This is a genomic window from Leptospiraceae bacterium (assembly GCA_024233835.1).
GTDB lineage: Bacteria > Spirochaetota > Leptospiria > Leptospirales > Leptospiraceae > JACKPC01.
The window spans coordinates 556,721-569,867 of record JACKPC010000002.1 but is presented as its reverse complement, the minus strand read 5'-3'; the positions used below and the strand labels follow the sequence as shown (position 1 = coordinate 569,867).

General features: G+C 35.9%; 11 protein-coding genes. 3 read left to right on the top strand and 8 right to left on the bottom strand.

The annotated features are described in order from the left end of the window. Positions 1–2: 2 nt before the first annotated feature. From H7A25_11790 to serC, 3 genes are all read right to left on the bottom strand, one after another. Entirely contained in the window at positions 3–2,357 is a 2,355-nt protein-coding gene (locus tag H7A25_11790; protein ID MCP5500579.1) for a GAF domain-containing protein, read from the bottom strand. Between the two features lie 95 nt (positions 2,358–2,452). Next, positions 2,453–3,613 (bottom strand): phosphoglycerate dehydrogenase, encoded by a 1,161-nt coding sequence (locus H7A25_11785; GenBank protein ID MCP5500578.1) that lies wholly within the window; start codon positions 3,611–3,613, stop codon positions 2,453–2,455. Positions 3,614–3,616: 3 nt separating this feature from the next. After that, positions 3,617–4,699, bottom strand: a complete 1,083-nt coding sequence (gene serC, locus H7A25_11780) for a 3-phosphoserine/phosphohydroxythreonine transaminase (protein ID MCP5500577.1) — start codon at positions 4,697–4,699, stop codon at positions 3,617–3,619. A gap of 102 nt (positions 4,700–4,801) precedes the next feature. Here serC and H7A25_11775 point away from each other — a divergent pair, with 102 nt between their 5' ends. The 3 genes from H7A25_11775 to H7A25_11765 all read left to right on the top strand — a co-directional run bounded on the left by H7A25_11775 (position 4,802) and on the right by H7A25_11765 (position 7,152). Then, complete coding sequence (locus H7A25_11775; GenBank protein MCP5500576.1) at positions 4,802–5,662, top strand: cation transporter; 861 nt, start codon at positions 4,802–4,804, stop codon at positions 5,660–5,662. Beyond that, positions 5,659–6,174, top strand: coding sequence for a DUF3828 domain-containing protein (locus H7A25_11770; GenBank protein MCP5500575.1), 516 nt, complete (start codon positions 5,659–5,661; stop codon positions 6,172–6,174). The genes H7A25_11775 and H7A25_11770 overlap by 4 nt, the downstream gene beginning before the upstream one ends. A gap of 150 nt (positions 6,175–6,324) precedes the next feature. Then, positions 6,325–7,152 carry a sulfotransferase gene (locus tag H7A25_11765; GenBank protein ID MCP5500574.1) on the top strand — a complete coding sequence of 276 codons (828 nt, stop codon included), beginning with the start codon at positions 6,325–6,327 and terminating at the stop codon, positions 7,150–7,152. Between the two features lie 16 nt (positions 7,153–7,168). Here the strand turns inward: H7A25_11765 and H7A25_11760 are convergent, their stop codons facing one another. The 5 genes from H7A25_11760 to H7A25_11740 all read right to left on the bottom strand — a co-directional run bounded on the left by H7A25_11760 (position 7,169) and on the right by H7A25_11740 (position 13,092). After that, positions 7,169–7,783: a hypothetical protein gene (locus H7A25_11760; protein MCP5500573.1), complete on the bottom strand. Its 615-nt coding sequence runs from the start codon at positions 7,781–7,783 to the stop codon at positions 7,169–7,171. Next, positions 7,776–9,266, bottom strand: a complete 1,491-nt coding sequence (locus tag H7A25_11755) for an NAD(P)H-hydrate epimerase (protein ID MCP5500572.1) — start codon at positions 9,264–9,266, stop codon at positions 7,776–7,778. Before H7A25_11755 ends, H7A25_11760 begins: the two co-directional genes overlap by 8 nt. Beyond that, a complete protein-coding gene (locus tag H7A25_11750) occupies positions 9,257–10,366 on the bottom strand; it encodes a hypothetical protein (protein ID MCP5500571.1) in 1,110 nt (369 codons plus the stop codon). The genes H7A25_11755 and H7A25_11750 overlap by 10 nt, the downstream gene beginning before the upstream one ends. Next, complete coding sequence (locus tag H7A25_11745; GenBank protein MCP5500570.1) at positions 10,367–11,626, bottom strand: inner membrane CreD family protein; 1,260 nt, start codon at positions 11,624–11,626, stop codon at positions 10,367–10,369. A gap of 98 nt (positions 11,627–11,724) precedes the next feature. Continuing rightward, positions 11,725–13,092: a TrpB-like pyridoxal phosphate-dependent enzyme gene (locus tag H7A25_11740; GenBank protein ID MCP5500569.1), complete on the bottom strand. Its 1,368-nt coding sequence runs from the start codon at positions 13,090–13,092 to the stop codon at positions 11,725–11,727. Positions 13,093–13,147 lie beyond the last annotated feature (55 nt).

Below are 13,147 nucleotides of genomic sequence, written 5' to 3'. Positions count from 1 at the left end.
TCTTAAAATGATAATTTAATCATAGATTCGTCAGGATAATTATTATAAACATTTAATATTCCATTATGCAAATTGATTAGTTTGTGCATAAAGATAAGGTTTAGATCATAGTCCAAAAGTTTTTCTTCTGTTTCTATTTCGTTAAAGACTATATTTAGAAATTCATTTGGTTGTGATTCTTGAATTTTGATAACCGGTGCTGATGTACTAATCACTATCTCAAGATCTTTCACTCCGCCATGTCCCGGTTTAATGTTAATTTTTGATAAATGATCCGGGTATCTGGAAAAATATAAAAATACAATAAAGAGAAATTTCGAAAAGATTTTCTCATCGATCTGGATAAAATAATCATCATCAGGTTCTATGAAGTTTATGCAATTCGGAATATTATAATTACTCTTCTTTTTGAAATCATTATAAGTTTCAAGTACATAAGTAAAGAGATTGACAGTCTTAGTTTTTTGGAGTAAAAACTGGTACTCTAATTTTGCGAATTCCTGTATCCTGGATGATTCTTCCAATACATTGTTTGTTAGCTTATTGACTATTTCTGCCAGATCCTGATTATATTCATAAAGATTAAGAAAATTTAGAGATTCACTCAATTCATTGATTTGAAAAAAAACTCGTTTACTAATATTGGTGAGAAAACTGGCTTTCAATCTGCTTATTTCGTCTTTAACAGTTAGTTGGTTTAAAAATGTAAATTGCTTATTTTGTAATTCTGTTATTTTATTTTGCAATGAACGAGTTTTTTCTTCCAATAACTCATTACGTTCTTTATACAACTCAAGTGTTTCATCCGGAGCTAGAAACGTTTCTTTACGGTAATCTAATTCATGAATTGCTAATACTAACTCTTTTCTGAATACTTGAAGAAGTTGAGTATCAGCAGAAGTCCATTCTTCAGACTGCATATATACATTTTCTTTCCAAACATTAAAAGAATTACTTGGAGATAATATGATCTTTCCATCATGATAGGAAAGTTTTTTATTTGGATCAGAACCCCATTGGATAGTTTTAATTTTTTCAGGACGGAATAGAAGTATAAATATATTTAACTTTTTAGATAAACGTAATATGGCAAGTCCGGATGCAACATTCTTGTCTTCTCTGAGTTCCGGAATTAAGGAAGCAGTAAAGTTGGTGAACAGGTAATCTGAGTTATCGGTAGTATTAAAATATTCAATAATTTTGCGAATTGATTCTTCATTTGGTGCATCTCCAATTGTTGTAATCTTACTATTATAATATATTGCAGCCCCTTCTGATAATAGGAAGCTAAGGAGATTAACACGACCGTTTAGGAGAGCTTCACTCAAATCCTGCTCTTTATAAAATTGATTGAGTAGTTTACTTTTTATACTATTAAAAAAAGAAGCTTTGGATTGGACTAGCTTTTGTTCGAGTAGATTTAAATGATAGGAAAAGATTTTACCTATAAACTCACAGGTATTCCGGAATTGATAACTGACAAATTTTGGATTGTAGTTGTGACAGGCGATTAGTCCCCAGAGTTTACCTTTTACCAGTATAGAAATACTTAAAGAGGCCTGTACTAACATGTTATTCAAGTATTCGATATGAAAAGGAGAAACACTTCTTAGCACTGAGTGTGTGAGATCCAGATCTATATCTTTGTACTCATCAATAGCATGAATTTCAACAGACTTATAATTAATGTCCGGTATAATTCGAGTCCAATTTATGGAGTATAGCTTTCTTGCTTGAACCGGTATATCTGAAGAAGGAAAGTGCAAACCCAGGTAAGGGCTTAGATGTTTTTCACTGGCTTCAGCAATAACTTCGCCATGCCAATCTTTATCAAATTGGTATATCATTACTCGATCATAGGAAGTAATGCGTTTAATGAGAAATGCAGCACTATTGCATAGTCCATATAAGTTTTCGGCTTCCAGAAATTTACTTAAGGTTTCGTCAAATAGTCTATTGATATGTGAGACTTTGAAATGTTTTTCTGATTCATTGTTTTCAAATTCAATCAGAAATAATCCATTAGAAGAAGGTTTTATAATACCATTATATTGTTTTTTTGATCCTGAGAGTAGCAGGGTAATTTGTAAAGGATTAACAGACTCCGGTTTATCTAATGAAATTATATTCTTTATAAAGCGAAATTGTATGCTGCCTAAAATTTCATCAAGGTGTTTTCCTAAAAGGTCACTTGGTTTGAAGTCACAGTATTCATGAACATTACCTGATATATGAGTGATAGTCCAGTTTTCAGTATTAAAGGCAAGCAGAAAACCATGAGATTGAATTTTCCCCGGTATATGAATTGACTCTTTACTGCATTCGTCTAAGAGGGTTTGTAGATTGTAATATTTCATTTTGATATACTCGAATAGATGATCTAAAAATTATAGTGTATGAACTAAATTCTGAGGACTATTACAAGTAGTGCATAATCCTCAGAAAAAGAAAATTATAAAGTTCTTATAGACAGTACTCCATTAATTTTTTTAATTTCTTCAATTGCTTCAGATGGAATCGGTTTATCTACATCAACAAGAGTATAAGCCAGATCACCACGAGACTTATTTAGCATATCTTTAATATTCAGTTCATGACCGGCAAGGCAGGTAGAAATCTGTGCTACCATTTTAGGTACATTCGAATTCGCTATAGCCATTCTGGGTCCATCTTTAGGCATAAAAATTTCAGGAAAATTTACAGAGTTTTTAATATTTCCATTTTCTAAAAAGTCTTTTATTTGCTCAGCTATCATGTAGGCACAATTTTCTTCTGCTTCGGCAGTAGAGGCTCCTAAGTGAGGAAGGCAAATCACTTTATCCTGATCTTTTAAAAGATTGTTCGGGAAATCAGTGAAATAAGCATATACTTTACCGGCTCGAATTGCCTCCACCACAGCTTTATCATTTACGATACCACCACGAGCAAAATTTAGAATTACCGCTTTATTTTTCAGTAATTTTATCCTGTTTTCGTTTAGCAGATCTTTTGTATGATCATTAAATGGAACATGAAACGTAATATAGTCTACCCTGGAGATTAAATCATCCAGACTGATGGCTTTTTGAACATGGGATGAGAGTTCCCAGGCTCTATCAACTGTTAAAACGGGATCATAACCAATTACATTCATACCGAGTGCATGGGCCAAGTTTGCTACTTTAACACCTATCGCTCCAAGACCGATAACTCCCAGAGTTTTTCCGGGTAATTCAAATCCACTAAAATTCTTTTTGCCAGTTTCGATAGCTTTAGAAATCTCTTTATCATCTCCACTTAGTTTCTTTGTAAAGTCCCAGCCCTGGATAATATTCCTTGAGGCCATAAGAATGGAAGCTAAAACTAATTCGGCTACCGCATTAGCGTTGGCACCGGGAGTATTGAAAACCGGAACTCCAATAGCGCTCAATTTATCAATCGGGATATTATTTACACCTGCTCCGGCACGACCTACAGCTTTTACACTGCTCGGAATGGAGTAGTCGTGAAGATTAAAAGAACGTAAGAGAATTGCATCCGGGTTTAACATTTCTGAAGCGATTTCATAAGTATCTCTTGGAAATACATTTAAACCCTTAAGCGATATATTATTTAAAGTTAATAATTTATACATTCTTTAACCTCTTTTCTTTTCAAACTCATCCATATAGGCGATTAGAGCATCAACTCCTTCTTCCGGCATAGCGTTATAAATACTGGCTCTCATTCCTCCGACAGAACGATGTCCTTTTAAACTTACAAGACCTGCTTTTTTTGCACCATCAAGGAATTCATTATCCAGTTCCGGATTGACTAAGGTAAAAGGTATATTCATCCAGGAACGATATTTGGGTTCTACCGGATTCTTGTAGAAGTCGGTACTATTGATTTTTTTATATAGCTTATCGGCTTTCTTTTTATTTTTATCGGCCATAGCTTTTAGGCCCCCGTTGCTCTTCAACCAATCAAAAACAAGACCGGCTATATACCAGGAATAACAGGGTGGAGTATTATACATAGACTCATTTTCAACCTGTATTTTATAATCTAACATGGTTGGTGTTATAGCTTTTGTTTTTCCTAATAAACTTTCTTTTATTATTACAATGGTGAGTCCTGCCGGTCCGATATTCTTTTGAGCCCCGGCATAAATCATTCCAAATTTACTTACATCTAAGGGACGTGAAAGAATCGTTGAGGACAAGTCGCATACAAGAGGAACGGAGCCGGATTCGGGAATAAAATCAAATTCTACTCCACCAATTGTCTCATTTGCTGTATAATGAAGATAGGCAGCTTCCGGGTTTAGTTTCCAATTACTTACAGAAGGAACCGTAGTAAAGTTCTCTTTTTCGGAGCTGGCTGCGACATTTACCTCGCAATATTTCTTAGCTTCGGAAATTGCTTTTTTGGACCAGGCACCGGTGTTAATATAATCAGCTTTCGTTTTATCTCCTAAAAGATTCAGGGGAATAGCTGCAAATTGTTGACTGGCTCCGCCCTGTAAAAATAAAACTTTATAATCAGATGGAATGGATAATAGTTCACGTAGATCAGATTCTGCTTTTACTGCGATGGAAAGGAATTCTTTACCCCTGTGACTCATTTCCATTACCGACATTCCACTGCCGTTCCAATCTAAAAGTTCGTTTTGAGCTTTTTTTAATACTTCAGCCGGTAAAGTTGCAGGTCCGGCACTAAAATTATAAACTTTTTTCAAGATTATAGCCTCCACTTTCCATGGAATATTCAGGCTAAGGTGTTTCAATCAAAATACTTGCCTCAATTTATAGTTGCTTCAGATTTGAATAAAGGAAGAGAAATGAAGAAAAATAAGGATCAAGTTGCTTATAAGTTGGGCTGGATATCGGTAATTATTAATATCCTGCTTTTTATCATAAAATATATAGCCGGAATATACTCAGCTTCTATAGCTTTAATGGCGGATGCCTGGCACACACTTTCCGACTCTTTAACTTCTATTGTTATGATAGTTGGTATTAAAATTGCCAGTAAACCCGCAGATAAAGAACATCCGTACGGACATGGTAGGGCTGAATTTATTGCCACTATTATTATAGGAGTTTTTTTGGGAATTATTGCCTATGAATTCTTAATAGAAAGCATCCATAATCTAAAAATTAAAAAAGAAGCTAAATATGGTTATTGGGCTATTTTTGTTACACTTATATCCATTATACTCAAAGAGCTTCTGGCAAGGGTTTCCATTCTGGCAGGAAAGAGAGAGAATATTAGCTCTTTGAAAGCTGATGGCTGGCACCATAGAAGTGATGCCATATCATCTGTAATTATTTTACTGGGAATATTTTTAGGAAAATACTTCTGGTGGATAGATTCCCTTCTTGGAATTCTTGTAGCGATATTTATTGCCTATACAGCTTATGAAATTATTATGGAAGCAGCAGGAACAATTCTGGGAGAGGCTCCCGAAGAAGAATTGATACAGAAAATCCAGGCTATGGTAAACGGGATAGCGGGTTTTCCTGTGTCAATTCACAAGGTGCATGTTCATAATTATGGTTCATACTCGGAAGTGATAATCCATATCGAGTTACCTGCTGATTGGAGTTTGCGCCAGGCTCATGATGTAGCGGATACATTGGAAAAACAATTGAAAACACAATTAAATATGGAATCCACAATTCACATGGATCCGATATGAAATACTTTTTTTTCTTTTTTATTTTATGGAGCTTTTTTTGTAAGCCTGCACCACTAAAGAAGGATGGTATCGAACCTGCTCCGAAGGATCCTGCCGGTATATTTATTTATGAATTATATAAAACTCATAATCATAGAATACAAATTGGTCTTGATGGAATTATCCAGGGAAATAGCAGGGAAGAACTTGATAGATATTTTGAGAAAGAGCTCGGCGATTTACTATGGGACGATGTACGTTTTTCAGGAGAAGAAGGTAGCATCAAATTCGATATACTATATCAGGCACAGGAGTTCGAAATCCATGATTTCCATGTAAAGAAGAGTTTTCAAAAAAAAGATGTATATATAGTCCCGGTTGAGTTTTATAACTTTGAGAAGAAGATGAATATAAATTATCATTTAATAAGAGTAAAAGATAAATGGAAAATAGTTGATATTGAGTATTCTAAAGAGAATAGTTTAAAGAAAATATTAGTCGAGGAAAAATATAGGATTTTCCATAAGCCCTAGTTATAATTTAATAATACCTGAGGAATATCATAAAAAATAGAAATGCGATTTGGTGATATAACTATAATTTATCTTGCCCTTTTTACTCATTTAATAAAATGGATACTCGATAATTTCAAAGTTTAAATTCATTAGTTTAAAAATGCATATATGATAAAGAAAGTAGTTTTTATTTGTGGAGCAGGACATTCAGGCTCAACTCTTTTAGGTCTTCTATTGGGAAGTCACAGCAAATGTTTTTACCTGGGGGAAGCAAACAAGGTTCAATATCTTTATAATACGGATCAGCCGGAAAAAAGAAGATATTGTAAAGTTTGTGGAGCAGAATGTAAGGTATGGAAGGAATATAGCCAGAAGAATGATAATGAGTATGATATTTATACCGGTCTTGAGAAGATAATTGAAAACGAAGTGGTTATTGATTCCTCTAAAGAGTTAAACTGGTTAAGAGGTAAGATAAATTTTTTAAGTAGTAGAAAAGATAGAGAAATATATCTTATATATTTGAAAAGAGATGGTAGAGCAGTCATTAATTCCAGGTTAAGAAAACAAACGGATTCATCTTATACTGATATTGTTCAACAGTGGATAATGCAGGTTCAGGATACGAATCGTATTTATAATGAGTTCGATGGATTTAAAACCATTGTTCCTTACCATAAACTAACAAAGGAACCGGAAAGGGTATTGCGAGAGCTCTGTAATGTGCTGAATATCGGGTATGAAGATCGAATGCTGCATTTTTATGAAGAAGAACATCATCCTCTTGGAGGAAACAATGGAACCCAATTTCTTCTGAATCGAGTTCGTGAGAAAGAAGCCCTTCCTCATAAGGTTGGAATGAAGAAGGCTTATTTTGCATCCCATCCGCAAAAAGTAAAGCATGATAATCGCTGGAAATTAGAATTACCGGAAGAAGCAAGACTTGTATTTGCAAAATTAGCTTCTGAGCTAAATGAAAGTTTTAGAGAAGAATAATATATTGCTCTATACTTTACCAGGTTTCATTTTGAATACTGAGCGTATCTAATTTTCCCTTGTTTTTAAGCTGTATTCTGGCGATTCCTGTTTTATAACCTGTTTGGAATATTCTTCTCCAGCGGGACTCTTTAAGATTTGCCTTCAGTATTACACGACAGGATTCCTCAGCTGTGAGGAATTGTTCTTTATAAAAAGTTAGGATGAAAATTTCAGTCATCCCCGGTTTCACTTTTTTGGGTTCAAGTTTTATCGGTTCTTTTAAACAAACGCTCCCCTCCCTACTCAGGACTGTAAAATCTATTTCCAAATTATCATCGGGAAATGTTTTTTCTTGAAAGGTTTGGTTCGTTGACATAAGGAAATACGATACCTGTTTCTGTGAGGTTTCAGTGGAGCGAGTAAAATAAATCTCAAAGCCGGAATCGTGCTGAACCTTATTCGATTTCTTTGCACTTAACTCAAACGAAGGATTGAGTGCCCTGTTCGCAAGGTAAAAAACGAAGGCAAGAATAATTACATCAATTAATAGTACTATGTTTTTCCAGTTTCTTTTCTTGTTTCGTTTGCGAATTTCATCCAGATAAGAACGGAATTCCTCCGGTGAGCGAGAATGGTAACCTTTAGCCATTATGAATTACCTCATTAATAAAGGTATTAATTTCAGTGGCACTCGGGTAGGTTCCTTTCATCATTCTGGAGATTTCCATTGCAGACATGGTCAAATGAAATGCATCGAGTATACTATCCTTCTTAGCTGCAAAATAACTAAGAATTCCAACAAATACATCTCCCGTACCCATAACCGCTAATTTAGGATTCGGATAATTCCAAATGTATAGATCTCCTCTCGGATTACAAAGAATCGTAAAACTCCCTCTGTAGATCAGGTTCACATTGCAGCTCAGGCAATATTGCCTGATTTGTTCCAATAGATCCATTGTAGTGGAATGGGTAGCATCTATTAAGCGTTTAAATTCTCCGGGATGAGGTGTTAAAATAACATTTTCGTTGAGACTTATCTGTTTTACACTTTCCAATCCTCCGGAGTCAATAATGATGCGTTTGTTCATGGAAATAAGTGATTGTACATTGAGTTTTTGCTCATCCGGTTTTAAGCCCGGGCCTATAGCAATAACATCGCACTTATGCAAAAAAGCATCCTGTATGCTTTCTTCTGTGAGAAGATCAGGCATTAAGGATTCATCTTTTTTTAAAATAGAATTTATACAATCTTTAGAAGGGCTAAATATTTTTGAAATTCCACCTCCTAAACCATGAAAGGCATAAACGCTACTGAGAATAGCACCCAGCATTCCGGTAGAACCACCGATAAAACTAACTGAACCGTTACTAAATTTGTGCGAGTAAAGACTACGTTTCGCTTCATTTTTTAAGGTATTGATACTTAAGGATGATATGGAGAAATTGTTATGGGAAACTGGATATTCTTTCAGATATTTTTCCACCGGAAAACCGATAGAATGAAAGCTGTATCTTTTTAATTTTTCAAGAAGAAATATTCCATTTAATTTCTTTACACCAATTTCGGCTAAAATATCCGCATCGATAAAGTCTGTATTTTGAGAAAGGCTAAAGCCTGAAACTGAATCTACACTGATAATCTCACAGGAAGGATTCAGGGCTTTAAAGGTGTTTATGGCATTGATTAGCTTAGAATAAAATTCAGATAGAGGAGGCTTAAAACCTATTCCGAGTAAGCAATCAATAATAATTCCATCGAATTGATTCTTATGATTTGCATAATCAAGGAAATCTTCCAGTTGACTTATTTTCACTTCGGTTTGTTCAAGGAGTTCCAGATAATAATTGTATTCTCTCGTGTGTTCTCCTATTTTTCGAAAAACTTTCACATCATGAGAATCATTATACAATAGGTGGGCTAATGCCAGACCATCACCTCCGTTGTTACCGCTTCCGCAAAGAATGACAATTTCTTTTCCTTCAAAAAAAGATTTATATTCCTGGAAAATGGAAACAGCAGCCATTCCCATTAATAATATAGGAGAAAGCTTATGTTCCTGTATGGCATATTTATCTATTTCTTTGCTTTCCCTGTCTGAAAAAACTCTTTGCATTTTGTTTAATTCCATTTATATAACTCCAGGTATCCGGTATTGAGTTTTAATGAATAAATTTGGTCTTTGTTATCCAGGAATGTTTCTCTCCAGTTTCGTATGGGTGGAGGAAATCTTAGTCTTTTGTTACTGAGGTGGTTTCCCTGTTTATCATGAACCTGTAATTTTATAGATTCACCGCTGTCTTCTGTCTCCCAGATAAAAAAGGATTCATCATTGTTTACAGAAAATAGTATTTCTCCGGGGTTTTTAATTTCGATTAATAGTTTATCTGTTTCTTTATTGTCTAATTGGACTTTATAAATACGTTTAAATTTAAAGCGGTTTTGTTTTAGAGAATAATAGGAAGCACTGATGAGTGCATACTTGCCACTTCTATGAGGAATCATGGTATCTAACTTGATTTTAAATTCTTCTTTTTCTTTGGAATGGTAAATAGAAAGACTATTTTCGCTGATTTCACCTATCAATTTTCCATCATGGAAAAAGCTTAAATACATCTGGGCAGCATATCTGTGGTGAACAAATAAACGAGAATTTCGGGAAGAGTAAATCGATTCTATATAACGGAAAGGTTCAGTGTTTGCACCTTTTAGTCCGATTATGTTTTTCATTTTTCCCTGTTTATCTATATGAAGAATATAAGAGGGAGCTATATCTACTTCCTTAATTTTAAATTCTCCGGTTTTTTTCGAATAGAGGTCCTCCTCTTCAACGGGATCCATTTTTTTATCACTTAAGATATTTTGAATATACAAATCATCGGACTCATCAACCGTGATATTACCTATAGCAGAAAACCTATGAAATAAAATTCTATATTTCTTCGCGTTCACTTCCTGTAACTCGGGGTTTCCGATTATATATTCCATATCAGAATTGGTATTGAAAACTTTTATTAAAGAGCTTTCATAATCCGGGATGTAGATCTTATCCGAGATAATAGGAGTCGAGAGTGGCAGGTTTGCAAAAGCTTTATTAACTTTTTTCGCCTGAACTTCTTGTAGACCCGTACCAAGAGGGATTTGTGTAACTAAAGAAGGTGAAAGTTCCTGGATTCGAAAACGAAAACAGGAAACATTCAGTAATAAAAAAGCGTATATGATGTGTTTCATCTATAGATTATCATTTCGTTTCAAGTCTGTTGGTGAAGAGAGAGCATACCAGTCAACATTTCGGGTTAGATACATTACGAGGGCTAAGATAAAAAATAAACCGGCGGAACCTATGAGTAAGGAATATTCTTCCAGTTGTAAAAGCACGAAGAGGAAGGAATATAGAAGTACTAATAGTCCTCCCATAAAACCGGCTCTTTTTTTGGTTTTTAATACTACCGAACTATACAGGGTAATGAGACTGACAGTAGCCAGAGTAGCAATGATATACGCCAGAAGAAAATCTGAATGTTCGGATAAAGAAAGTAAGAGCAGGTAAAATAGGGTTAGAGCAAAACCAACCAGCAGGTATTGCATCGGGTGGATTTTCTGATTGTTTAAGATTTCAAATAAGAAGAAGGTTAAAAAGGTAAGAAAAATAAAAAGCAGAGCATATTTCATCGAGCGTTCGGTCTGCTGATAGACATCTACAGGTAAAAAGAAATTTACACCATAGAGGGAAGGATGCTTATTCAGGGAAGGAGGGTATAGAAGTTCTTCTTCTGAACCATTGACTTCCCAGTTTGCTTCAAAACCTGTTTTGCCAATATTCCGTTCCAGGGGCAAGTAAGCCCCCATGAAATTTGGATCTGCCCAATTACTTTTTATATGCAAGGTACTCTTTTTGGATAAAGAAAGAAACTGCACGTCTTCGATTCCTTTGATTTGAAATTGGATAGAAAAGGAAATGGGTTTGTCGAGGTTCTTAAGCTTCAGGGGTAGAGCAATCTCTGAGTAAATGGCGGATACATCTACCAATTCCAATTTTTCAGAATTAAGCAGCACATTTTCTAACCTACTGGAAGTTTTGTTTGAGATGGGAATAATCAAGTCAAGGTTTGCCTGTCCTTCTTTGGCCTTGCTTTGTAATAAAGGGAGCATAGCAGGATTGATACGGAAAGTCCCGTTTATTTTAATTATACCCTGAAATACGGTTAATTTATAAATTCCTTTACTTCGTATTTCTGCCCGCAAATCAAGATTTGTCTCGGTATTTTCTGCAATAATGCGTTTTACCTGTTCCTCTTTTTTGGCCGGACTTATTTGTAAATAGGGATCGGATAAATAGAGAGGCTTTCCCCAGATTCGCTCCAGGGTTTTTAAAACTTCATTTTTTCTTTCTTTTCTTTCTCCGGCGAGAGATTTAACCATTAAAACCGGTATAAGCAAGCAGAGCATCATTATCGAAATAATTACAATCTTAGGGTAAAGGGATCTCATAATCGCATTGTTTCAGTTCTATCTGCTTTTACAAGAAATAAATTACCTATCCCCCAACCCCTTTCCTGTGAGGAAAGGGGAGTAGATGAGGTGGGTACTTAAGTAGAAGGGTAGTCGTCTAATTCTTTGAGGTATTTCTTCAAACTTGTGTCATCAAGGTGGTGATCACTAAGTTTACCTGCAAAATAGTCTTCATAAGAACTCAAGTCGAAATGCCCGTGGCCACAGAGATTAAAAAGAATCGTGCGACTTTTTCCTTCTCTTTTTGCTTCTTCTGCCTGACGAAATGCTGATGCAATGCCATGTGTGGCTTCCGGAGCGGGTAGGATTCCTTCTGTCTGAGCAAAGAGTACACCGGCTTTAAAGCACTCCAATTGTTGTAGAGCTTCTGCTTCAATGAGCTTATCTTTTAGAAGCTGACTTACTATTGGACCGGCTCCGTGATAACGCAGTCCTCCCGCGTGAATAGCTGCCGGAACAAAGGAATGTCCGAGGGTGAACATCGGAATTAAAGGAGTCAAACCTACTGTATCACCAAAATCGTAACGGAACTCTCCTTTCGTAAGTTTCGGACAGGAGGCGGGTTCACTGGCAATAAAGCGGGTTTTCTTACCTTCGCTCAGGTTTAAGCGTAAGAAAGGAAAGCTTAAGCCGGCAAAGTTAGAGCCTCCACCAAAAGGAGCAATTACTACATCCGGATAATCACCGGCCTTTTCCATTTGCAAAAGAGCTTCCTGACCGACTATGGTCTGGTGTAGAAGTACATGGTTTAAAACACTTCCGAGTGCATATTTTGTATTCTCATCGGCCACAGCTCTTTCCACCGCTTCAGAAATAGCAATTCCGAGACTTCCCGGGGAATTCGGATCCTGAGCTAAAATTTTTCTTCCGGAATCTGTTAAATCACTCGGAGAGGGAATTACTCTGGCTTTCCAGGTGTTCATGAGGGTTTTTCGATAGGGTTTCTGCTGATAGCTAATTTTCACCATGTAGACTTCCAGTTCAATTCCGAAAAGCTGACAGGCAAAGCTCAAAGCACTTCCCCATTGTCCGGCACCTGTTTCTGTTGTAATCCTCTTGACTCCTTCCTGTTTATTATAATAAGCCTGGGGTATGGCTGTATTGGGTTTATGGGAACCTGCCGGGCTTGTTCCCTCGTATTTATAGTAAATTTTTGCAGGTGTATCGAGGGCTTTTTCTAACTTTCTGGCACGATACAGGGGAGTGGGTCTCCAAATCTTGTAATAATCTCGGACTTCTTCCGGAATGGCTATCCACCTCTCCTGGGATACTTCCTGCTTAATCAATTCCATTGGAAAAATAGGAGCCAGATCCTCAGGTCCTATGGGCTGTTTAGTTCCCGGGTGCAGAGGAGGTAGCATCTTGTTGGGCATGTCAGCCTGAATATTATACCATTTTTCAGGGATTTCTTTTTCTGTGAGTAATATTTTGTTTGAATCTTGCATAAGGTTTTCTTCTGTAAAGGTCGCAAATCTGTAAAACCAAAAAAAGAGAGAATGA